This window comes from Gemmiger formicilis, assembly GCF_016900095.1.
Classification (GTDB): Bacteria; Bacillota; Clostridia; order Oscillospirales; family Ruminococcaceae; genus Gemmiger; species Gemmiger formicilis_A.
On sequence record NZ_JACJJP010000005.1, the window covers coordinates 92855 to 116273 of the forward strand.

The 23419-nt window shown below is 53.7% G+C and carries 21 protein-coding genes and 1 pseudogene; 2 read left to right on the forward strand and 20 right to left on the reverse strand.

Annotated elements, in window-relative coordinates; all coding sequences use genetic code 11:
- Window positions 1-295 precede the first annotated feature (295 nt).
- Window positions 296-481 carry a hypothetical protein gene (locus H6B15_RS04010; protein ID WP_204646368.1) on the reverse strand — a complete coding sequence of 62 codons (186 nt, stop codon included), beginning with the start codon at window positions 479-481 and terminating at the stop codon, window positions 296-298.
- A gap of 119 nt (window positions 482-600) precedes the next feature.
- Between H6B15_RS04010 and H6B15_RS04015 the strand changes: the two genes are divergently transcribed.
- Window positions 601-1515, forward strand: a complete 915-nt coding sequence (locus H6B15_RS04015; protein ID WP_204646370.1) for a helix-turn-helix transcriptional regulator — start codon at window positions 601-603, stop codon at window positions 1513-1515.
- Between the two features lie 85 nt (window positions 1516-1600).
- On the opposite strand, the gene H6B15_RS04020 is transcribed toward H6B15_RS04015, so the two are convergent.
- The 3 genes from H6B15_RS04020 to H6B15_RS04025 form a co-directional block, all read right to left on the reverse strand.
- Complete coding sequence (locus tag H6B15_RS04020; RefSeq protein WP_345941928.1) at window positions 1601-2278, reverse strand: transposase; 678 nt, start codon at window positions 2276-2278, stop codon at window positions 1601-1603.
- Window positions 2181-2435, reverse strand: coding sequence for a hypothetical protein (locus H6B15_RS15750; protein ID WP_345941929.1), 255 nt, complete (start codon window positions 2433-2435; stop codon window positions 2181-2183). The genes H6B15_RS04020 and H6B15_RS15750 overlap by 98 nt, the downstream gene beginning before the upstream one ends.
- A 141-nt stretch (window positions 2436-2576) precedes the next feature.
- A complete protein-coding gene (locus tag H6B15_RS04025) occupies window positions 2577-2762 on the reverse strand; it encodes a hypothetical protein (RefSeq protein WP_204646374.1) in 186 nt (61 codons plus the stop codon).
- A 311-nt stretch (window positions 2763-3073) separates the two neighbouring features.
- On the opposite strand from H6B15_RS04025, the gene H6B15_RS04030 reads away from it, so the two are divergent.
- Window positions 3074-3532: a hypothetical protein gene (locus H6B15_RS04030; protein ID WP_204646376.1), complete on the forward strand. Its 459-nt coding sequence runs from the start codon at window positions 3074-3076 to the stop codon at window positions 3530-3532.
- A gap of 53 nt (window positions 3533-3585) precedes the next feature.
- Here H6B15_RS04030 and H6B15_RS04035 read toward each other — a convergent pair whose 3' ends face one another.
- The 16 genes and pseudogenes from H6B15_RS04035 to H6B15_RS04110 form a co-directional block, all read right to left on the reverse strand.
- Entirely contained in the window at window positions 3586-3837 is a 252-nt protein-coding gene (locus H6B15_RS04035; protein ID WP_204646378.1) for a hypothetical protein, read from the reverse strand.
- Window positions 3838-4021: 184 nt separating this feature from the next.
- The gene (locus H6B15_RS04040; RefSeq protein WP_204646385.1) at window positions 4022-6073 is read right to left on the reverse strand and encodes a heparinase II/III family protein; all 2052 of its coding nucleotides are present in this window, start codon (window positions 6071-6073) and stop codon (window positions 4022-4024) included.
- A 138-nt stretch (window positions 6074-6211) separates the two neighbouring features.
- Window positions 6212-7681 carry a sulfatase family protein gene (locus H6B15_RS04045; RefSeq protein WP_204646390.1) on the reverse strand — a complete coding sequence of 490 codons (1470 nt, stop codon included), beginning with the start codon at window positions 7679-7681 and terminating at the stop codon, window positions 6212-6214.
- 80 nt (window positions 7682-7761) lie between these two features.
- The gene (locus H6B15_RS04050; RefSeq protein ID WP_243424264.1) at window positions 7762-8859 is read right to left on the reverse strand and encodes a glycoside hydrolase family 88 protein; all 1098 of its coding nucleotides are present in this window, start codon (window positions 8857-8859) and stop codon (window positions 7762-7764) included.
- Between the two features lie 52 nt (window positions 8860-8911).
- A complete protein-coding gene (locus tag H6B15_RS04055; RefSeq protein ID WP_204646401.1) occupies window positions 8912-11002 on the reverse strand; it encodes a heparinase II/III family protein in 2091 nt (696 codons plus the stop codon).
- A 109-nt stretch (window positions 11003-11111) separates the two neighbouring features.
- Window positions 11112-12782: an extracellular solute-binding protein gene (locus H6B15_RS04060; RefSeq protein ID WP_204646411.1), complete on the reverse strand. Its 1671-nt coding sequence runs from the start codon at window positions 12780-12782 to the stop codon at window positions 11112-11114.
- A gap of 103 nt (window positions 12783-12885) precedes the next feature.
- Window positions 12886-13770, reverse strand: coding sequence for a carbohydrate ABC transporter permease (locus H6B15_RS04065; RefSeq protein WP_204646413.1), 885 nt, complete (start codon window positions 13768-13770; stop codon window positions 12886-12888).
- 20 nt (window positions 13771-13790) lie between these two features.
- Window positions 13791-14753, reverse strand: coding sequence for an ABC transporter permease (locus tag H6B15_RS04070; protein WP_243424265.1), 963 nt, complete (start codon window positions 14751-14753; stop codon window positions 13791-13793).
- Between the two features lie 97 nt (window positions 14754-14850).
- Window positions 14851-15165, reverse strand: coding sequence for a hypothetical protein (locus H6B15_RS04075; RefSeq protein WP_204646415.1), 315 nt, complete (start codon window positions 15163-15165; stop codon window positions 14851-14853).
- Between the two features lie 110 nt (window positions 15166-15275).
- On the reverse strand, window positions 15276-17087 hold the full coding sequence (locus H6B15_RS15755; protein WP_204646417.1) for a helix-turn-helix domain-containing protein: 1812 nt from the start codon (window positions 17085-17087) through the stop codon (window positions 15276-15278).
- A 677-nt stretch (window positions 17088-17764) separates the two neighbouring features.
- On the reverse strand, window positions 17765-18094 hold the full coding sequence (locus H6B15_RS04085; RefSeq protein WP_243424266.1) for a hypothetical protein: 330 nt from the start codon (window positions 18092-18094) through the stop codon (window positions 17765-17767).
- 23 nt (window positions 18095-18117) lie between these two features.
- Window positions 18118-18453: pseudogene (locus H6B15_RS04090) on the reverse strand (relaxase/mobilization nuclease domain-containing protein); the annotation flags it as partial.
- Entirely contained in the window at window positions 18414-18743 is a 330-nt protein-coding gene (locus H6B15_RS04095; protein ID WP_204646422.1) for a plasmid mobilization protein, read from the reverse strand. The gene H6B15_RS04095 and the pseudogene H6B15_RS04090, both read right to left, overlap by 40 nt.
- 145 nt (window positions 18744-18888) lie before the next feature.
- Window positions 18889-20019, reverse strand: a complete 1131-nt coding sequence (locus tag H6B15_RS04100) for an AAA family ATPase (protein ID WP_204646423.1) — start codon at window positions 20017-20019, stop codon at window positions 18889-18891.
- A 1069-nt stretch (window positions 20020-21088) separates the two neighbouring features.
- A complete protein-coding gene (locus H6B15_RS04105; protein ID WP_204646424.1) occupies window positions 21089-21475 on the reverse strand; it encodes a hypothetical protein in 387 nt (128 codons plus the stop codon).
- A gap of 13 nt (window positions 21476-21488) precedes the next feature.
- Window positions 21489-23321: a hypothetical protein gene (locus tag H6B15_RS04110; protein WP_204646425.1), complete on the reverse strand. Its 1833-nt coding sequence runs from the start codon at window positions 23319-23321 to the stop codon at window positions 21489-21491.
- Window positions 23322-23419 lie beyond the last annotated feature (98 nt).

Below are 23419 nucleotides of genomic sequence, written 5' to 3' on the forward strand. Positions count from 1 at the left end.
TTTGTACCACCCGGGTACTTTTCATGCGCCACCATACCATTCGCCTCCAAACCACCGTACCAACTGTGGTACTTTTAGAGGGAATTTGTACCATGTGTGGTATATTCATGTTTTCTCACTTGCCGTTTGCTAAACTTTGCAAGAAATCAATCGTCGTTCTGGGCACTTTCTTCACTTCTGGTTCTTCCTTGGATGCCGCCACGGCACCCGCCCCAACAGACGGTGCCAAATGTGCCTGCGCCAGTTCCTCCCGGATAATGGCCCTCAGCTGTTCTTCGAGCTGCTTTTTCCTATCCTATTGCAAAATCGCCTCCACCAAAAATGTGGTGCGGGAACCACGGCGCTTACTTTGCAAAATATGCCACGCCTCCCGCTTGTTGGGGTCATCAAGATTTAAATTCAAGTGATAATGTGCTCTTGCCATATTGCCTCCTTTGCGCGTTTGTTGCGCCGACTTGATGGCGGAAATTGAATTTTGCATACTGATTATGCGGATATTTCGCGTTTTTTGTTTTATATATTCTTTGCGCTATATCCGCGCGTGTCAAGTATACTCACAAATTATTAAGCAATATATTCGCATATTCAAGGAGGTAATCCATGACATTCGGTGAAAAACTCCGCCGCGCCCGCAGAGAAAAAGGCCTGACGCAAGCCGAACTTGCTCTTCAGGCCGGTTTAGGGTTACGGACGATCATCGCCTACGAGAAAGGTGAGACCTACCCGCAGAAGCGTTCCACTTACCAGACATTGGCAGACATTCTGGGCGTACAGGCGGATAACCTGCACAATGAGGAAACGGCAAGTTCTGCTGCGTCCCTTTCCCGTGCCCAGTGGGAAAATGCCAAACAGCAATATGAAAAGCTGCTGCCGGACGGCCCCGCCTGGCCGGGCGCTTCCACTTATGAGGCTTACTGCGAAAAGATGGCACAAATCTTCCGTTTAATTGCTGCAAACAACGATCGCAATTCAACCGGTTTGGAGTTGCCGCAAACCACGATCCGCCCTGCTCTGCCCCAAGACTTCCCGACATTGCTGCAAATCTGCAAGGACCGTTACCAGTTCGATGCTACACGAGCAGGTATTGACAAAATCCGGCTTCCCACTTTTGAATCTCAACTCGAAGCCCTGACTCAGGCACTCGTCGGTTGGATCAGCGACGGGCAGTGCTTCCTGATGGAATCCAATGGTCGCCCCGGCGCCTGGTTCGTCTTGCAGCTGCCCGCACCGGACGACTACCCCGCCGCCAGCAAACGAAAAGGCGGCGCAAGGGCAACGGCCTCCACGCCGCTGCCCTGCGCCACCATGTTTGGACCCTATACTGACCCCCCATTTCGCAGGTGCTTCCAAGCACATGCTGGCTTTCTGCAAAGCCTGCTGACCGCGGCTGGCGGCCGAAGTCCCGCTGGGCGATCCACTCAGCCGGTTCCGCCTGGCCTACTGGCTGGACCAGGGCTTTGTGCCGGAGGCACGGGTGGCGTCTGGCAAGGAGATACAGCTTGTCGCGCATGGTAATTTTTAGTTATAGGGCAAACTTTCACTCCAGATCTGCGGAGGATAGACAGTCAATTCTGGCTGCTTTACCGATACAGCCGAAGTTCTATATCGCAAAGGGCCATAAAAAATGGTGAAAAGGCAGGAAAACAAAGCTGAAGTTTGGGGTGGAAATCCGTTTGCGCGGCCCCTGTGGGGGTGGATTCTTGGTTTTCCACTTCCATGTGGCCAGCTTTTTCAAGTTCATGGCAGCAAATTTAAGTTTCACCCAGTTCGTCACTTGGACCCAGTCTCTGTGTTGCGTATAGCGCATGCCGTGCTTTTCCTTTGCATCGGCAAACACACGCTCTATTTTCTGTTGCCGCGGCTTGTAGATGTCCCGGTACTGCGGTGTGTGCCGGATGTTTTCCGTCATTTCCACAAAGTCCTGCCAGATGTAGCGGGTAACAGTTTTCTCACACTTGGGGCTTTGCGTACACATGGCTTTTGTCGGACAGTCCTTGCACAGATACGGCTGGCTCTTGTACTCACGGTAGCTGTTCCGGTTTGTTGTGGCATAGTGCAAGGACCGGTGTTCCGGGCAAATCACATCGTCATAGAATTCATCGTAAACGTAGGTGTACCAGGGCTGATTTCTGTCTTTGGCTTTCGGGTGCGTGTAGGCCGAGGTCAGAATACGCCCACTCTCAAAAACTCTTTTGCAGATCCACGGTGTTTTGTAGGCGCTGTCGCCAACAACAATCTTGTGCTCGGGATAGTGCTTGCAATGGAATCCCGTAGATATGCTGGACCAGCACGATTTTGAGCGGCACAAAGGGGTCAATGCTCGGCCAGCCATTGTCTTTGCTATACAGGCTTTCAACAAATTCAAGGATTTTGTTGAAGTCGATTGTCGCGTCGATCTGCCGCAGCAAATGGTTGGCAGACACCATTTCTTCCAAACTTACAAATTCGATCTAATTCCGATTCTCAACATTTTACGTAAACACGTCTATCACTCATACTTTTATACCATATTCCCCGTACATCGAGAAATATCACGAGAAAAGGCCACCCGGGCGCTTTTCTGGGGTGGCCGCCGTTCACAGCGACAGATACCGCCAGGTGTTGTAGAAGCTGATCAGGATGATGACGCCCATCAGCACCAGGAACAGCTTGTCAACGGCGCGGCTGTCGATATGCTTGTTGATGGCCCGCCCGCCGATGCCGCAGATGATCCCGGAGATCGAGGCAAAAAAGCTGACACACTGGTATAAGATCGATTCCATGTACCACATCCTCTCCCGCGATTGCCAGCGCGTCGATATTCCCACCGCGGGCCCTCCCCGGCGGGGAAAGCCTGCTCCTGCCGCGCCGAAAGGGTCAGGGATCCCCCCGCCCTCCGGCTGCGTCGCCGGAAAAACGCCGGCCTTTTATTGGAATACCAGATTCTCCCGGAAAATGCGACGCATCCACGAGTAAAAAACTGCTTGCCCGGCGCCGCAGTAGGTAGGGCCCAAGGCCGGGGCGCGCCCTGGTGGCATCCGGCCGCTCCTGCTATAATAGGGCTCCCTACCCATACGCAAAGGAGAAAACCGCCATGCACGTCGACCTGTTGATCAAATCGGCCTCCAGCCTGTGCAATATGCGCTACCGCTACTGCTTTTATGAGGATGAAGCCGCCAACCGCGCCGAAGCCAGTCTGGGCCGCATGAGCCAAGAGACGGCGGCCCTGCTCATCCGCCAGGCGCTGGATGCCGAGTGGGCGGTCCTTCTGGCGGAAAAGCGCTTCCTGACGGGCATCTTGCTGGATGGTGACAAGGACCTGCGCGACAGCCTCTGGGTGGACGCCGCGGGCAAGGGCACCTGGAACCGTGTGCAAAAAACCTGCGCCTGCAGCAAAAGGCCGGGGCCGACTACAACCTGCTGTGCGTGGTCACCCGCAGCTGCGTCCTCTTGTTATGATAAAGGAGATGAACCGATTGAAGAAATTCGGATCCCTGATCCTGGCGGCGTCCATGTGCCTGAGTTTGGCTGCCTGCGGCGGTGCGGGCAGTAGCTCGGCGGCGGCCAATTGCAGGACAGCGGTCTTGCACTGGCCAACAAACAATACTATCGTGTATCCGAAAACTCCGCAGCACTTTTGACGGTTTGGATCGTCCCAAAACCAGCGTGTCGAACCCGATCCCGGAAAAACGCGGCAGCACCATGGGCGCACGCCCGGTGGCCAGGCAGATCAATTTTTCCCTTCCCCGCCTGCTGCAGGCGGGGAAGGGGTTCCAGTATTTGGGGGGCACTCTGCCCGGCGTAGAAATCGACCAGCGCCCCGTCGATATCAAAATAAGCGATTTTGATACGGTTCATATTGCCCCCTGTTTGATAGAATCCGAATTGCCGCCCGATCGTAACCGTTCCCTCTGGTGGAATGCAGGTCATGGCGTGGCTGTAACGGCTGGCGCTGCAGTTGTTCGGCTAGCCGCCGACTGCCCACGTGTTCAGGTGTTTGTTGTCGTACAGCATGCCGTCCGCATGGTTTCAAAAAGCAAATTTATATTGCGCTGCTCTCTACTTCCAGCGATTTCCCGCGCATTATCAGCTTATAGTGGACGCCCGCACAGGTAAAGGTATACTCTATCTGCTCCTTACTGGCGACGTTGCTGCCAATGTCTGTCACAGCAACAGGGCGTTCCTCCTCATGTAGCGGTACACATACGGTCAGGAATGCGTGATCTCCCGCCTCCAGATGTTCTCCCTCAAAGCGCGCAATCATCGTGTCGTGCCAGGCGTAGTCTATCACGGAGATTTTGGCCGGGACCAGATACGGCTTCAGACGGGTATCTCCATAGACGGCAATGTTGGCCCCTTTTGCGGACAGTGACTCGGCAAAGGATGACCGGGAATCTGCCACGGCACGGGGGCTGTCCATATGAAAGTTGATCTGTACACTGGTGCCCTCGGCCACATCGCCCAGGTAGTCCAGCACGAGCAGTAGCCGGCCGTCCAGAATCGCCACAGCTCGTTTGTGGATCGTTGGTTTATAGTTCATGTGGTAGGCGATGGCATACAGCAGACGGTCTGTCTGCTTTGCCTGCAAAATATCGCCTTCCTCCTGGCTGCCGTACGCCCAGGAAGAAAAATACTCCCACGGGTTTTCATGATTCAGCGTCAGGCAATTGTGCCAGTGGGCCGACTTTGCCTTTTGGCGGTTTTCGTCATTTTTATAGGTGTAGATGGATGGGTCGCCAAGCAGGTTGCGGCCATAGGCCGTGAACTCAAAACCGGCCGGGTCGATGTGCTCATGCAGATTTTTGACGGGAGTACGACAGGCAAACATGACGCTCAAAGCGTCATTGTCCCATCCGGTGCGGAAAAACGTCTGTTTCAATTCATGCTGCCACGATACCAGCGCCAGATCCGGTTGACGCCGCTGCCTTCCGGCATCGGCAATACAACGGTGCAGGCTCTCCAAATCCTCCACCTCCCAGATATGCGCGGCCGCTGCGTTCAGCAGATCCTGCGGGGTATAGTAGCACAGGGCGATGTTCATATAATTTGCATCACCAAACGCCAGGTAGTGGCAAAACGCCCCCGCCGTGAGTGTGCTGCTGATGGTGTGGCTGTCGCCCCAGCAGGAATTGCCGCCACAGGGGCGGGTGGCATAGGTAGCATAGCGCGCCATCTTTTTCAGGCGTTCGCCGTATCCTTCCGACAGGGTGAAGCCGTACTTTCTGGCCAACAGCATCGGCAGTACAAACCAGTATGCTGCGCCGTTATGGTATGAGGCGCAGCCTTCGATTTGGCCGCCGTCCGTGGTGACCTGCGCGCGGATGCTGCGCTCCATCTCGCGGATGGCGTGGGCCTTCCAGACTTCTGCTTCCCGGATTTCCGGAAACATACAGGCGAAGTACAACAGGCCATTGTTTTCCATCAGATAATGATTATGGTCCGCGTTGGGCCAAAGAATCGGTGTAACTTTATACAAAATCTCGCAGTGCCGGTAGCCGCTCAACAGATAGGTTTTCAGGAACTTTTCATCAATATAGCCGCTGTCCAGCAGATGGTGGATGACGTTGGGCCAGGTGCGGTACATACGGATGCCCACTTCCAGCGAGCGCCAGATCCCCTGATTGCACTTGCAGCCGTCGAAGCTGTCCACGGCCAACTCGCCGTTTTCATCATACAAGGGTTGACTGGGGCATTCCTCGATCCAGGTGTAAAATTCCTCCACCAGTTTTTTTGCGTAGCGCTCGTCTTTGGTGAAAGAGTAGGCTTCTGCCATGGTGCGCCAGTGATCCATGCGATTCAGCTGGTAAGTGTACTCGTCATAATCATAGGGGTTCTCCCGCCATCGGACGGGGTCGCCAATAAAGTGCGGTTCCGGCGAACCGGGCAGTTTGGCGTAGCCGGAAAGATTCATTTCGGCCTTCTCCATCTCGGCGTCATAGATCGCAGGGAACAGTTCCCGGATCTTCTGGCCGCGCTCATACCATGTCATTCCGCCCCTGAACTTCTTTTCCCGCTCTTTCAGGTTTTTCATCACATCCGAAAGGGTAATGCCGTCTTTCAGGATGGTTTGAAGCGTCGGACTTCCCTTCATCATAGTTTTCCCCTTTTCTGAAATACAGTCTGGCGGCATCTGCCGCGACCGGGTGCAGGCGGATTTCGGCGCGCAAAACCAGTCCGCCACAGCCCATTATCCGTTTTTATATACAATACCGTGCAGAAGGCTGTGACGGTATCAGAACGGCGCAGGCAAGCCGCGATAATTCTTTACAAAGCGTGGCAGATCCGTATAAGGAAGCACAACTTCATCGTGGGTGGCCGTCATATGGGCCAGCAGGCTTTGCAGCAGTTCCTGCGCAAGAGCCATTGCGGCAGCATCTCCGTCAAAGAGCAGATTGTGCGTTTCCTGCGAATCGGCGTCTATGTTGTACAGTTCAAAGTAGACTTCATCTTTGAAGATATCCGCAATCAGCTTGTAACCACCGCGCACGATGCAGCGCTGGAAATTGCCCAGCGCGCCGTTGCCGTCAAACTGGAGGAAAACGTCTTTTTCCCGCCAGGCGTCCGGGTCTTCTATCAGCGGGCGCAGGCTCTGTCCCTCACAGGGCGGGGACTCGATATCAAGATAATCGCAGAGTGTCGGCAGGACGTCCAGATGGCTGACGGTGCTGCGTATATGTTCCCCGGCATGAGCACCATGCGGCAGCCGGATGTACAGCGGCGTGTGGGCTGATTCCTCGTACATGCACATCTTCTGAAACAAGCGATGAGAGCCCAGCATCTCACCGTGGTCGGAAGTGAAAACGATCAGACAATCGTCGTAGATTCCCTGCCGCTTGAGTTCGCTCAGGATGCGGCCTACGCAGTCGTCCAGCAGACCGACAAGCCCCAAGTAGACGCGCCAGCTTTCCCGCCACTGCTCAATTTCGTAATGGCTGCCAATCGCACCGGTAAGGTTGTATAGCTGCAAAGGCGATTGATAGGGGTACCAGCGACCGACGTTCTCCGGCAGATGTACGTCGTCCGGTTTGACACGGGAGTACCACGGTTCGGGGATTTCCAGTGGCGGGTGCGGTGCAAAGAACATCGCGCTCAGGAATAACGGGCGGGTGGCGTCACGCTGCTGCAATCCCTGTATGGCACAGTCGGCAAAATAGTTGTCAAAGTAGTAGCGCCCCTCCTCCGGGTAACGGCCGGTGTTCGGATTGGAATAAGTGCGCATCCGCGTGAATTTCCCGCTTGCCATTTCCGGCACAGCGGACCGAAAATGCGGCCCGCCGGGAGCGCGGCGCCCTGCCTGCCGCAGAAAATCCTGGTAGGTGTGTTCCGTACAGAGCCAGCGGGTACGGGTCATGGGGTCATCCTCCAACCGTCCGCCCGCGGTAAAAAAGTGCTGCTTACCAGCATGCAGGCAGTCGCGGCCACTCTGCTCCATCAGGCCGTACAGATTAGGGGTGCCTTTGTGTACATAGCCCGCTGCGCTGTCCCCCTTATACCATGGGTTAATGCGGCAGCCGTTGGTATTGGGGCAAAGGCCGGTAAACAATGCGCCGCGCGCCGGAACACACAATGGGGACGCACAATAACCGTGTTCAAAGGTCACGCCCTGTGCTGCGATGGAATCAATGTTTGGGGTAAGCCCCCTGCCCAGAACATCATAGCGGAGCTGATCCGCCACGATCATAACCAGGTGTGTCTGCTTCATTACCGTTTCTCCTTATCTTATCTCGCCGGTCCGCAGCTTTATGTCGCCCAAGTCTGCGCTGATCCATGCCGGCTGCCCTTTTACCAGATCAAGAAATCTTTGTCCAACAAGCGCAGCACGGCTTCCAGCAGGAAGTAATCCGCGTAGATCAGGTCGGTCTGGTCGTCACAATTATGGTAGGCGACCTTGCAGTCCTGCACGATGGAATCCTGCGCAGGGGCCCAGTTGCAGTGCTTTTCCACTGTGCTGCGAATGATCTTTTCTGCGTGGGCGCGGTACATGGCCTTCTCAGCGCCATCGACATGGATGGCAATTTCCAGCAGGCCGCATGCCGCGCAAAGGCTCGCAGAGGTATCGAGATAGTCCGGATCGGCGGGCTGGCGAAAATCGCAGCGGGCGATATGATCTGTCAGCGAAATGTTCGCGATAAAGTAATTGGCCGTGCGCTTGGCGGTCTCCAGATACTTCGGGTCCTTCGTATGGCGGTAGGAAAGGGCAAATCCATAGACGATCCAGGACTGGCCGCGGGACCAGGAAGACCCGGGTCCGTAACCTTGTCCGCCCAGAACGGTTTTCAGTTCGCCGGTCACAGGGTCCAGGCAGGCAATATGCCCGCATGAGCCATCCTCCCGCACAAGGGTACGGCGCACGGTATCGGCGTGGGCCGTGGCAATGTGGGCAAAGCGGGGGTCTTTCGTCACCTCCGAAGCCCAGTACAGCAGTGGGATGTTCATCATGGAATCCACGATGATCCAGCCCGTGCAGTCCTCGTTCGGCTCCACACAATCATGATTCCAGGCACGGAGATATCCGCCCACCGGATTGAAGCGGCCCGCCAGCACACTGGCTGCTGTGAGCCCGCGCACGCGGGAGGCTTCGTTCCCGGTCAGGCGGTAGTCGGCCACGGCACTGTGCAGCCACATAAAGCCGGTGTCATGGTGCAGCCCCACAAAATCGTGCAGGGCCTTGTCCAACTGCCTTTCTGCGGTTTCGGCGGCCTGCCTGTACAGGCCCTTGCCTGTAGCATGGTACATCTGCCAGAGGATGCCCGGCCAGAAGCCGTTCGTCCACCAGCTGATGTCCTTTTCCACGTAGTCGTCTTGGTATACGCCGTTGGTAGTGCGGTAAGGGATGCGTCCTGCCAGGCGCCTGCACTCCGCTTCCAGTTTGGTTTCCAATTTTGCGAAAACTTCTTCTTTCCAGTCTGCCATTTGCGGCCTCCATTCGTTATCAGATCTCGGCAAAAAGATTCAGCGATTCGCTCAGGTTGCCAGCCTCGGCATTTTCCATCATCCTGGCGCAAAACGCATTTACGTCGTCGATCTTCGGTATACCGCCGGTCACATCCAGGATCAGCACACTTTGACGCACAGGTTCCAGTCCGCCGGCGGGGATAAATTTGTTTTCATCCCGGAAAGACACATCAATAATATCGGTCAACGGCTCGCCGGGTTTGACGATGCGGGGACGCAGTTCCTCTTTCTGCCAGATGCGCAGGGTCGGGCTGCCGTCCCACAGCATCAGCGTCCTGGTACCGTTTTTCTCCAGCAGTACGCTGCGGCTGTCCAGTTGGGTACAGGTGATATCGTGCATCAGGTTCCAGCGCTGGATGTGTGGTTCCCGCGTACGGTTGCCGCCCTGGATCTCATCCTGGATCAAAAAGCCTTTTTTACGGTCCGCCAGCACCTTGCGGACATGGCGGCTGTGGGTATAGGCGCTGTGGCAGGCGCGGACAAAACAGCCGTTTTTCTCGCTGATGAAAGTTTCTACCGGGGAGTCCGGGCGGATAACGCCCCACTTGGCAGCATAGATAAAATCAGGCTGGACCGGGATACCGTTGACAAGTACCGTATTGTGGGAACTCATGTTGTACTCATATCCACGCAGTGCGTCGCCCACCGGGGCAATATGGTAAAGTGGGCGGGAGTATGGCTCGCCGATGATCTCCTGCCCGTGGACGGAGACCGCCACGGACAGCATATCCATATGATTATGGCCTGTGTCGCCGCAATTGACCTTGGCGGACATGAGCAGATAGTTGGCGTCGCCTGTCAGGCCGCTCCTGGTACAGAAAAAGCCTACCTTGTCGTTGCAGTAGTCCAGCGGGATATCGGCTTTTTCGGGGATGGTCTGCCCGTGTCGGACGGCCATGACCACGGCGCAGTCATGGTTCTGCATGGCATCGATGCCCGCCTGCAGGACCGGTTCGATCTGCGGGTTGCTGTTGTCGCCCATAGCGGGGTACAGTTCGCCGGGCGCGGCGATGGCAGCCGTGACGGAAAAGCTCTTTTCGATGCGTTCCCTGGTGTCTTCGTCCAACAACGGTTCGTTATTCAGCCGGGCGATGTAGACCGCGCGGCAGACCATCTCGCCCAGCGCCGCACCGAACCAGTAGGAGATGCTGTGTTCCGAGTAACCGCCCTCCGTGCTGAAATCATCCCGGATATGCTGGCGAACGACCGCTGCACCGTGATCTTTCATGGCGCCAAAGGCGGGGATCTCCGGGAAAAGGGTACCCAGCGCGAACGGCACGATGCCTCGCTCCCACATATGGTGATTAAACTTGCGGTAGCTGTCAGTATCAAAACGGCGGAACTGTATGCCCAGGAACCACAGGTGCTTGATAAGTTCAAACGTCGTGGCAACGGGCATCTCATAGGCAACGCGGGTGTAAAGCAGCGAGATATAGTTGAACGCCAACCAGCCTGCGCTCATGACGTCGCGCTCCTCTGTCAAAGAGAAGTGAGAAATATCAGGCTCCGTGTACTCTGCCATCAGCGGGTATGTTTGCCAAAACAGCTTTAGGAATTTTTCAGCGTCCTTGACAACGGCAGCGTCTCCCGTCTCGTGGTACAGCACGCTGTAATATTCACAGAAGACCCCGCGGACAAAAATATCCAGCGTCTGGCGGCCTTTTTTCAGCTGATCGTCAAAAAAGTTATAGTGCGGCAGATTCTCATAGCCTGCGCCCAAGTCGACCTCGCGGCGGTCCCGGCCCGGAATGACGTAGATATGGTTCATCATTTTGCGGCCGGCGAACAGGCAGAAATCTTTCAGGCTGCCTGCCAGACCCATGGAGGACTGAAACAGATAAGGGTTGCTGTCTGTGTCAATGGCCCGCAGCGGCAGGGCGCGGTAATCGCAGTAATATTTCACATTGGTACGCGTCTCAAAATAATGCACCAGAGCCGTTTTGGCGGCGGGCATATTCCCGGCATCCAGCGCCGTTCTGACACTTTCCAGTCCGGGATAGTTCAAATCAAACGCAGAAAACACCTCCGCATCGGTAATGATGCGTTCATCGGCAGGGATCTTCAGCATATTGTTCTCCTTGTAAAACCTGATAAAAAAGGGCGCTTTGCGGAAAGTCTGCACAAAGCGCCCGATTTTCTTTTGTGTACCAGTCTGTCAGAAAACGGACTTTATTAGGTCAGGAGTTGGCAGCCTCACACCAGCGGTCATAGGCCGTCTGATATACACCGAGCACCTCTTCAAGGCCCATACGCTCAACGGTTTCAACGTAGGTGTCCCATTCGGTTTCAATGTCCGCAGCGCCGGAAATAAATTTGGCCCGCATTTCCGTCACATACAGGTCGATGTCCGCGTACTTGTTATCAATGATGTACTGCTCGTCATCCGTAAATTTAAGAAAACCACCCGTGGGGTCGCTGGGGAAGATATGCTCTGTGATCTGGTAGGGAATGACATTCTTAGCGTAGGCTTTTTGACGTGCCTGCGAATTGCCGGGAGTGGAAGTGGTCGCCGTGCCGAATGCATCCGCACGCCCGAGGTCCTTGAAGCGGAGTGCCTGTGCCTGATACGCAGAGAAGGAGCTGAACTCTTCGGGGACGATTTCTTCATACGTATTATCGTCATTCATCTTCCAGTCAACGCCCTCGAAGCCCCAGATGAACGTCTGGCCATAAAGGCCGGAACCGGGCACGACTTCTTCGGTGGCAAAGGCGATGTCAAACATTTTGCAAAGCTCTTCTACATACTGGCTGTCTTTATTGATGAACATACCCGGCTGGTTCCGGTAGTCAATGACGCCGGCCAGGGTCTGCGTCTGATCGTATTCGCTGGTCAACGGCGCGAGGCAGTCAAGGTTCTCCCAATCGCCATTGAGATCCTCCAGCGACAGGCGCTGGGCAGCCGCAGCCGTCATGAAGGCAACATTCCCGGACTTTGCCTGCTGATCGAGAACGGAATCGTCCATGGTCAGCCATTCGCGGTTCATGAGGTCTTCCTCATACAGCTTGTGCAGGAATTCATAGTAGTGCCTGGTCTGCTCCGTAACGGGCGCATATACGACCTGGCCTGTGCCGTCATCATCAAAGGCGAGATTGTTCAGCGTACCAAACGCACTGAAAAGCATGGGTACCATGCCCGTCGTATTGGTGGTGTCGAGGATCATACCCGGAACACCGTTTTTCTCCCGCAGGATCTTCAGATCTTCATACAGTTCATCGACGGTCGTCGGAGGATTCTCGATCCCGGCAGCCTCCAGTACGTCACGGCGATAGTGCGGGCGGCAGCTGGTGCTGGTGGCGCTTATGCCGCTCACCGCGAACAACTGATACATTTCCCCGTTCAGTTCAATGGAGGATGCACGCGCTTCCGGGAAATCCTTCAGCGTTTGCGCCAGATTGGGCATGATGTCCAGATGATCGAGATAGTTGACGAAACGACCGCCCTGGATCCCATAGTCATTGATCTGGCTGGAGGTCAGCAGCCCTGTGTGGAAGAAATCAGGCCAGTCGTTGCTTGCCAGGTAGGTGGCCAGAGATTCTTCGTCGATGTTGATCCATTCAATATTGATCCCAGTGATTTCGGAGACCTTGTCCCACACCAGACGACTTTCGCTGACGCTGTCGTCCGCACCAACGACCAGCCCGGTGACGGTGATCGGTTCCTCTACGATGGGATAGGTGGCAACATAGCTGCCGGTTTCAGCACTCTGGATCTTTTCCTGGGCTGCAGCGATGCCGTCTTCACTGACGGCGGCGCTCCCGCTGCCAGAGGAGGCAGTGGTCCCGCAGGCACATAAGGTGGCTGTCATGGCGGCGGTCATGCCCAATGCTGTGAGTTTTTTGAGATTCATAAAGCACTCCTTCTTTTTTGATGGCGTTTATTTTACGGTCCTGCTCCACGATCGATCTATAAAGCAGTCCCGGTTACTACAGGGAAATGGATGCATGCTGAACTCAGCCTTTTACCGAACCGATCATAATTCCTTTGTCGAAATATTTCTGCAGGAAGGGATAGACAACCAGCAGCGGAACCGAAGAAACGACCATCGCCGCATATCGCAGCAGCGCCTCCCGGTCCGCCATAGCAGCGGCATAGTCCCCTGCTTCGTCCATCAGCGCAGCCGTTTGGGCCAACGTCATGATGCGGCGCAGAATGACCTGCAAGGACATTTTTGCAGTGTCCTGAATATAGATCAGGCAGTCCATGTAGGAGTTCCACTGCCCAACGGCAACGTAAAGCACGATCACGCCGATGAGCGCCTTGGACAGCGGCAAAATGATCCGTACAAACGCTTTCATGGGGGAACAGCCGTCGATCTCCGCAGCTTCTACCAGTTCATGGGGCATGGAAGAGAAAAACGAACGGCAAATGATGACGTTGTACATGCTGAAGCATCCCAAAATAACGATGGCCGCACGAGTATTGTACAGGCCATAGGCTTTGACCTGCAGAAAAGTCGGGATCAGTCCGCCTGAGAAATACATCGTGATCATGAAGATCACCGTGATGACTTTTCGTCCGGGTAGATTGGTTCTCGTCAGTGCATAACCGGCCGGCAGCATGACGACCAGGCTCAAAAGCGTTTTGCAAACGGTATAGAAAATGGTGTTCGCATACCCGGTCATGATGCTGTTGTCAGTAAAAACCGCTTTGTAGCCTTCCAGCGTAAAGCCTTTTGGAAAGAGGAGCACCTGCCCGGTGGCCACCATTTCTGGATCGCTGACAGAGTTGGACAGCACAAGGATCAACGGGTAGCCGACGACCGCAATAAGGATGATCGCAATGATCGTTACAATAACATCGAAAGCTGTTATGTGTTTCAATTTTTTTGTCTTCATGGTAACATCCTTCCTGCTGCTCAGAATAGGCTGGTATCGCTGACAAGCTTCGATATCTTGTTCGCAATCAGTACCAATGTAACGTTGATAACATTGTTGAACAAATCGACGGCGGCAGCGAAACTGTAATTGCTGTTGACCAGACCGCGTTTGTATACATAGGTAGAGATGACCTCAGCGGTCTCGAGATTGAAATCGTTCTGCATCAGGAATACTTTTTCGTAGCCGACAGAAGCGATCTGCCCAACACGCAGGATCAGCATAATGATGATGGTCGGCATCAAAGCCGGCAGATTGATGTAGATGATTTTCTGCAGCCTTGTGGCGCCGTCCATATCGGCGGCCTCATAAAGAGCCGGGTCAATGCCCGACAGCGCCGCCAGATAGATAATGGCGCCCCATCCCATGCCTTGCCAAACGCCCGACCATACATACAAATGCGGGAAATAGTCCGGATTGGCCATGAAATAATTGCGTTCCAGACCAAACATTTCCAGGATCGTGTTGACAACGCCCTGGGAAGGGGAAAGCATGCAGTTGAGCATACTGACCAGAACGACCAGAGAAATGAAGTGTGGCGCATAAAGGATGGTTTGTGTGAACTTTTTGAACTTGCCGCCCAGTTCGTTCAGCACAAGGGCCAGGATGATCGGAATGGGGAACCCTACCAGCAAACTGTAGAGCGAAAGCACCAGCGTGTTTTTGATCAGCGTTCCAAAGTAATAACTGTTGAAAAAGTCCGTGAAGTTCTGAAACCCGATCCACGGGCTGCCCGTGACGCCCAGCGACATTTTGTAATTCTTAAACGCGATCTGCAGGCCATACATGGGTGCGTAGCAGAACAGGGCTACATAGATCAGGGCCGGCAGCAGCATCAGGTAGTAGTCCCGGTTGCGGCGGACGCGCAGCATCAATTTCCCTCTGGAATTGACGACCACGTCGTTATCGCCCGGTTTGGCTTTCTTTTTGAACGGATTTTTCATCGAACGACCTCCTCAAAATTGTGAGATTTCCTGATTTCAATACGGTATGGCTGGCCATCGCCCTTGTCGGTCTGGATTTGGGTCAATGATACGCTGCCTACAATCCGCCGGCAAGAACAGAATTTTGCACAAGGCCAAGATCCGGCTCAAAATCTGCAAAATAATTCCATTGTCGTGAATCGGTTTTGCGCAAACTGCACCAAAAAAATGCAAAAAACTGCAAAAGAAGCCGCAAAAAAAAGAAGATCATGTGCAAACCGCCAAAAGTTACCCGCCGCCCCTTTTTCTGCAAAGCGCCATCACAAAAACGCCCGCAAGGGGCACATCGGCACCCCCTGCGGGCGTTAAACGGCTTGTTTTTGTGTGTAAAATTCCGGGCAGTGCATTCCTGCGGGGCCAGTACCTTCCGCATGCGAAGGCATGAACCCTCTCTGTGAAATATGTGTTTCCCCTACGCAGCTTGAAGTATCTGTGCGGGATCACGGCGTTTTTTTTGCGGTCCCCGCTTTGGGGAAAACTCGTCTATTTCTTCCGAAAGGCGGAAGGCACCACTCCGGTATGCAGCTTGAAAGTTCGTGAGAAATAATTTTCGTTTGTAAAGCCTGACTGCAAGGCGATGTCGCGCACAGAGCTTTCGGTGGTCAGCAGCAGCATTTTGGCATAATCCAACCGCTTGGCCGAAAGATACTCTGTGAACCCGACCCCCATTTCACTTTTGAACAACCGGCTGAGCGTATAATTGGAGATCTGGAATTTGTCTGCAACCTGCGCCTGGTTGATATCAGGGGTTCGGAAGTTTTCCTCAAGGAAGGTCAGGATCTGCCGCATCATTTCTTTCTGCTTCAGCCGCTTCGGTTTTTCTGCGCCGCTTGCCGCATGCGTTTTATGATTTGCTTTCTTGCGCTGCACGATGCAATCATTAAAACTCTGCTGAATGTTCTCCAGCATATCGCACACTGGTCCGGCGTACAGCTGACCGGCCGTGGTGCAGTTGGTTTGTAACCACGTTTTGGCCTCTCGTATCAGATCGCTGGAATCCTGCTGAAACATGAAGGCAATGAGTACATTGCAGTTTTCCTCATACCAGTCGGTGACGAACACACGCGCACAGCAGTTTTGCATCAGAACGTCCGTAAGCCGTTTGGTCATCTCGCTGTTCACAAACGAGTAACCGTCCATGAGCATCACGCAATAATACGGATAATCTGCTGTAACGCCCAGCTGCTGGATCTGCCGGGAGGAGATATGGACCCCATACAGCAGATGATTCATAAGCAGATCCGTGATGAGCAGCTGCTGCTCGTCGATTTTAGCCGCATTGGCACTCATCTCGTTTAAGAACATGCCAAATTCATCGCCGCTGCTGTAATCAAACTTATCCGTCAGTTCCTTCACCGGTTTATACGATATATAGATAGCCGCGCCGCAAACCGCCAGCATGAGTATTACCGCCACGATCAGCACGAGCCACACGCTGTTAAACAGTTCCATGATCGTATTCTGCATGGCCTCGCTGCCGATATAGGCGCTGATGTGCAGGGAAGGGTACTTGCTGTTGATATCATAGCGCACCTGCTGCACGTATCCTCCGGCGTGTTTCCGCGCACTTTGCGCCAAAACGGTTTCGGGGGCTTCATCGGGCGTATCCCCCCATGTAAGCAGAATTTTCCCGTCTGAACCGCACAAGTAGTAGCCGACCCCCTCATCGCCTACCATCACCATGGATTTTTCCACATCCTGCGGGGAAAGAACGTAAAATACAAGGGCCGGATCGTCGGTGGAGCCGATACGCGTGCATACCCCCACGAAAAGACGGTCGCCAGGCATCGCCGCTGTGCGGGTCGTGGCAAAGATCGTATCGCGGAGCTGATAGTTCTCCTGTGCAAAGAAGGCCGCCAGTTCTGCGTCATCTTCTTCAACATATTTGTACAAAAAATCCTGCAATGTGCAGGAATATGAACCGGTCAGGATCCGCTGATCGCGATAGCTGTACAGCCCCCAATCGCTGACGTCCGAGCGCAGATAACTCTGATTCAGCGCCTGGGTCAGCTCCCAAATGCGGTAAGGGGTCATCTGCCCGAATCCATTGCGGAACAGACTCCCCTGCCTCTCGCTTTCCACGCTGATGCGGGACGCATACTGTTCCAGTTCCTGCATTTTGCGGTCGAACATAGAAGTATATGTTGTAAACGCGCGCGTATACGATTCTTCGGTGAGCTGTTCCCGGTTACGCAGCACGCTCGAACGGAAGAACAGGAACGCGATCAGCACGGGGATCAGCAGGCCAAACAAAATCACGAACGTCAGCCGGCGTAAATATTTCCGCCCCCTCACAAAAAACGCCTCCTTTTATCGTCACCGTTGTGAGCGCCACAAGAGCAACTAATATGCTTATCGGAAGAAACCTCAAACTTTCCTTCCACTTTGTCCATTATACAGCAAAAAAGCCCGCTGTGCATGCGGTCCGCCCGGAGAACTTTCCCGCAAAATTTTAGTTCATTTGCTGAAAAATTCACCTGTTTTTTGTAGAAAACGCTCTTGCGCACAAATTCAGGGCCATTTTTCGCAAAGCGGCCGCCGATCCGGTCACGGCTCACTCATCTTTTGTGCAGGGCCCACGGCGTCGGAAAGAAAACCTTTACTTTTTGGCATCTTTTGCTGTGAAAAATCAAGCCAAAATCTGATTATCCCTTGAAAACACTGTATCCACGGGTATTTCAGACAGGTCAAAACCACCTCATTTACTACGATTTTACTACTGTTGAGTGAGCCTTGACACGCTGAAAGACCACGAAATGCCGAGATATGGGTACCGCACTGTCAATCGGGGCCCCCGCCCCGTGACCATATAACTGAATACAGACCGGCCATCTGCTGGGGCAACGCCATAGGTAACACAAACCTGTGGCGTTTTTTATGCCCCGACGAGGGCACTCAAAACTGTATGAATACGGGTGGGAAATCCCCTGTTTTTTCGCCTGTGGGAGGCGCAAACGAAGCCGCCCATATGCCTATTGACCGTCGCTTTTCGATTTTTGCGTGTAAAGCTCCTTCAGATCGTCAATGGCCATTTCCACATCAAAGGTGTGAAAACCCAGCCGACAGTCGTTCATGGTCTCCGCTTCGGCAGTCTGGAAAATGGCCTTGCTGCTCTCGCCGGTGTAATAGTGCCAATAGCGGTAGGTGTAGCCAGCCCAGTACATCACCTCGGCGGAATAGAGCGCGCCTGCTTTTTTCAGTCCGCCCACTTCGTCGTTCAGTTCCTCCAGGATATACTCCTCACCAGCCCACTGCAGGCGATCATAGGTGTCGTCCAGCGCCGCGGCTGTCCGGCTGTTCATAAAGGCCTGAATAAATGCAGGGCAATCAAATGGTTGTGAATATGCCCCTTGTCAATATGGGTGGTAAGTACAAACTCGTACTTGCCACCCAATATTTCTTTTGCCAGCTCCATGCCGATCCTATGGGCTTCCTCCGGCGTGACCTCCCCAGGTTCAAACGCCTGGATGAGGTGGCGGCCCAGGTTCGTGCCCTTGTCGATGGAATGGCGGCGGGTCCATGCAAATTCGATGTCGGCGGTCTCCGCGGTGCAGCCGAAGGAGGACACCAGCAGCTTCCCGTCCGTCTTGCTGGGATTACAGATATAGTCGATGGCCGCTTTCAGCGTTGACTTAATAGGATGCGTCTTTGTAACTGCCATATCTGCTCTAATCTCTCCCGGATCTCCTCCATGTCGGCCTGATAAGTAGGGCCGCCGGCGTTCAGCCGCTTGGCGATCTGGTTGATGTTCCGACCGATGCCGGAGAGGGTGCGGGTCATCTCCTTGATGTCGGTGGTGTCCACCTGAATGATGTACCCATCAATCGCCATCTTGCGGAGATAGGCGCCGATCCGCTTTGTCTGGAACTGAGACATCTTCTGTTCAATCAAGGCCCGCTCCTCCGCTGTCACCGGGCAGCGCAGGACGATGGGCCGCTTTCGGTTTGCCATAATGTGTGCCTCCGTTTCTCATAAGGGTCTGGGACTATCTCGCCTGTCGGCTCGATCAGCGCTTCAAAGCGTTTCGCGCTTTGAGGTCTCCGCTGGAGACCCGCGCCCCAGCAAGCAATTTTTGTGTTTAGGGGCAGGGGGCCCCCTAAACCGAAAATCCGCAAGTGTGGCTACACTTGCTGTGCTTGCTTCCCTCAAGCGACCTTAATGACGATGCTGACGATGATGACGATGTTTGTGGGATACCCCATCCCGAAAGTTGGGATATATCAATATCATCGTCAGCACCGTCATCATCGTCATGGAAGAACTCAAACAGACGTTTTTGCTCAGTGCGGGTGTACTTGTATTCGATACCACGAGGGCTGAATACGTCGCGGGCATAATGAGCCATCTTCCGGGTGAATTGGTTGGGTTTCACATCAGAAATATTTGCTGCAACAAGCAATTCCGTGGCTGTACCCTGCCATTTTCCAACCATGTCAATGTAGTCTGCAACTTTCCAAAGGTAGTCGGGAACAGCTTTTGTGACAAGTTGTTCAGCGGTTTCTTCCTCATCCAACGTCCAGATGCAGTTTTCTTCTCGGATATGCAGCATTTTCTCATCTATATCACGCCCAATTATACGAATTGTCGCGGTTTTACTCATGCGCTGACGATGCATAAGCCACGTTGTATCCGCCACGCCCATAATACCCGTTGAGCCGGAGATTTGGTCGTAGGGGTCTGACGATGATTGTTTGCGAAGATGATGCACAAGAAGAATACAGATGCCGTACCTATCCGCAAGTTCTTTTAATGCGCCAATATCCCGGTAATCGTTGGCATACATACTACCGCTCTGGTCGGTTTTTCGTACCTTTTGCAAGGTGTCGATGACGATGAGGCTAATATCGGAGTAAGTATGGATGAAACTGACGATTTGTTCTTCCAATCCCTGCCCAATTCCGTGGCTTTCTGTCTGCAAAATGAGACGTTCCGGGTCTTCTTCTGCATCGACAAGCTGGTAAAGACGCTCTTGCAGGCGACCTAATGTATCTTCCAACGAAAAATAAAGCACGGTTCTCGGTTCTATTTCACGGCCCCACACAGATTTCCCCTGCGAAATCTGCAAACAGAGCCACAGGGTCAGCCAACTCTTGCCCGCTTTGCTGGGGCCTGCAAAGATTGCCAGCCCTGCCGGGAGCAAACCGGGGATAATCCATTTTACTGGCGGTATCGGCGTTGCAAGCAGTGCACCGGCGGTAATGGTTTTCGGTAATCTTGTTGTAGTCATTCACATCATCCTTTCTGTTTTGGCATACACTATTATCTCATATTATCGTAATTTTGTGTGTAGTAAGTTTTACTCTCTAATGTTAAGTTGTACGGCTCACGCCGCCCAACAGCCCCGCAAACGCGCCAAACGGCGGTTTTGTAGGTAACCTCGCGTCCGGTCCGATGTGGGGGTTCAGCCCCACGCAGGCCGCGTTTGGGCTAGGTGTGAGAGTGAATCAGATTTGATTCACTTTTTCGGTTTTACCACACCGGAGTGAATCAGTTCTGATTCACTCTGGCGGTCCGCGAGCATATTCCGTACAATTTTGCTGCTTTAGTCTAATCATAGGTTCACTTCCTTTTCTATTTCCGCTGTTGTGTTGTATAACACTTTCGGATGCACTTTCCGGTGAGGAGAAAAAAGAGCCCGGAGAACCTTACCGATTTGGTAAGGCCCTCCGGGCTCTTTTATAGTTTCTCTGTTCTATCCGGACGTGAGGGTACACTTTCCCCGCAAATCTTGATGTGAATTCAATAAAACCAAATAATACGCATAACAGCGTCAATCTCACGGTTATGTAAATAGTAAAAAATAAGAAACCGTGTACATCAAAATAAGTGCTGAAGAAAAATGTCTAATTTGCCGCTCGCCCCCAGACATGGGAACATAACAGGCAAGCCGCTGGCGACGACCGTACACTGACTCTGCAAGGGTCTTACTTCTTACAACCCAAGCGCGGTCACCCCATCTGAAGCTGTGGGGCATCTGGAGTATCATTATGTTCTCTCCCCGCCGTGGGTTCTGGTCTGCCTTGACCTTGCTGTGCGCCCCACCGAGAGAGTAAAGTACCTGTTATGCTGTGTATTCGGTTGTAAAGGTGCTAGTGTAGAATAAATCTACGATTTTAATACACGCTTTTCGTTAGCAGTCTGTCAATAGCAAGTGCTAATTGTTTACACAGCATTCACAATTCAAGGCGATAGTCCGCCGATGGCGGTTTGCATTAGCAGGGCTTTCACAACATTCGAAGCATTCCTCAAACGGCAATTATCTTTTCTTGATTACCACATAAGTTCAAGTTTTAAGATTACATTTTCTTAGCATAAGAGAGCCTAGAGTTGGCACTGTCACAGGTCAGCCATTGGCCCTGCCACGGCTCGTTCTGCTTGGCGGTTTCAAACCAGTTTACAGCGCTCGTTGCTTCCTCATCCGCGTCGGTGCGCACGGTCACGGCCCAGTAATAGCGGGTGCGCGGGGCAGTTTCCAGATGGGCTTTTGTACCGAGTGAATCCAAATCGGCAAAGCCGGAATCGTACAAAATCTCGGTTAACTGCGTATCAGCGGCAATGATAAGCCGCGCGGCGGTCTGCTTTGTACCGTGGGCGTCCTCGACCTGCCAGGAAAAGCTCAGCTGCGGCAAAGTATATCCCAGCGGATTGACCAGATGGTTCAGCTTGCAGTGGGTGATTTTCATAGATGAACCTCGTTTACAGTGTTTTCAATGCGAAATAAAGGCCCCAATCCTGATCGTTTGCATAGGGGTCTGCGCCGCGGGCAGACGCGCCGTTGACCGTGATGGGGTACACATAGGCACAATGGGCGCGGCCGTCGGCATCCAGCAGGCTCAGCACCGCGCGTAGGGAATCCTCACCCCTTTGCTGCGATGCGACATCCCCCGTCATGCGCCCCCAGTCCCGCAGGGCCAGCCCAGTCAACGCGCTCCAATAATGCGGAAACGTGTCACCGTAGAGCTTGCGCTTGCCGAACCAGTAGCCGTCCCAGTGACGAATCGCAACCTCCCGCAGATGGTAGCTCGGCTGAATGCCGTTGAACAGCTCCAGCACGTCCAGCTGTTTTCGGGCGGACACAAGGTAGCTCTGCACCCCGGTCAGTTTGTAAGCCTGCAATAAAATATCTGCCGCGGGCGCGACAATGCTCTGCTCATAATTGACCTCCAGCGCCGGGTAATCGGTTCCTTTCGCCGCCAGATAATCCGCGTGATGCAGGAACTCTGCCATCAGTGCATCCGCCTGTATGGTCAGGCCATTGCTCCGCAGTAAGGGAATCAACTCCGCCACAGGCATTTGAATCGGATAAAATCGGCTGCCACCCTCGGCGTAGTAGAATCGCAAAATTTTACAGGCCGTCTCAAGATATTCTTTCTTCTGCCACAAGTTGAAAAATTCAATGTACAATCGCGCATACCACGGCGCGTTGTACAGCCGCTTATAGCTGTTGTCACGGTGGTAGTCGTTGTATACTTCCCCTGTGTCCGGGTTTACAAGCTCACGCCGGACAAAATCGGCATAACGGTGCAGGGCTTTTTCCAGCGTCGAATCCGGCCATTTTTGCAGATAAGCAGCCAACGCAAGCCCCATGCCGACGCGCTCTCGACCGGCATTGTAATCATAGCGTGGATCGTAAAATTGGCATTCTTCCTCATTGTCATAAATCAGGAACGCCCCATCCAGCCCGCTGCTGGGACGGCAGGATTGCTGCTTTTCCGCGATGAAACGGCATCTTCTTTCAGCCAGTTCCGGCAGTGGCGGCAGAGCTTTCAGTTCGCAGAAAGTTTCCACCCCGTCCAGCACCACGGCGCAGCGCATCTCACCGGGAGCACCGGCGCGGATTTTTGCCGTCAGCGTGCTGCCGCTGCGGGTAAAGGGCTGCGGTGCGCCGTTCAGCGTGAGCGCCGCGTGTTCAAACGCAAAGTTGGCATCGACGGTCACAGTGGTTTCTTCCCCTGTGAACAGCAGATATTTTTCCGCCCGGACGTCAATAAAGTGCGCGCAGTATTGTTTTGCCGTGTTTAAGAACGACGCCCGCCCTGCGTGGGGGAACAGCGTCCACGCCAGCGTGTAACGCTCCCCGGGGGCCAGCACGAATGGGGCCGGGTGCAGCAGAAAATCCCCACGGTCATTGCTGATGCGGGACAGGTCGCGCTCCACGCTGTAGCCGCCCAAAGCTCCCTCGGTCAGCACCAATCCCAGATGCGGGGCCGCACCACCCATGCGCAATGCCATGACATAGCTGACAGCACCGCCGCACCAGATGTGGGTATGGCATTTGTGGTGCATACATTCCCGGGCGGTGGTGTAGTCATCGTTGAACGTCGCATAGATGGCAATGTCGGTCAGCTTGGTAAAGACTTCCCGGTTTGTTTCGTTGATAAAGGTATACCGTTCCCGCAGGATGTCGCCCTCCCGCACCTGTTCGGTTTCCACCCGCAAGGGGGCTGCACAGCGGACTGTCCCCCATTCGATGTAGCCCTCGACCCAGTTCATGCGCGCAGGATCATTCTGTAAGACAAACTCTTCCATATCGGAGCCATTCCTTTCACAGCAGCTTTCCTGCTTCATTATGCACTTTTCTTACGAAAAATACCAGTAGTTTTTCGCTTGCTGCTGTGCAGAAATGC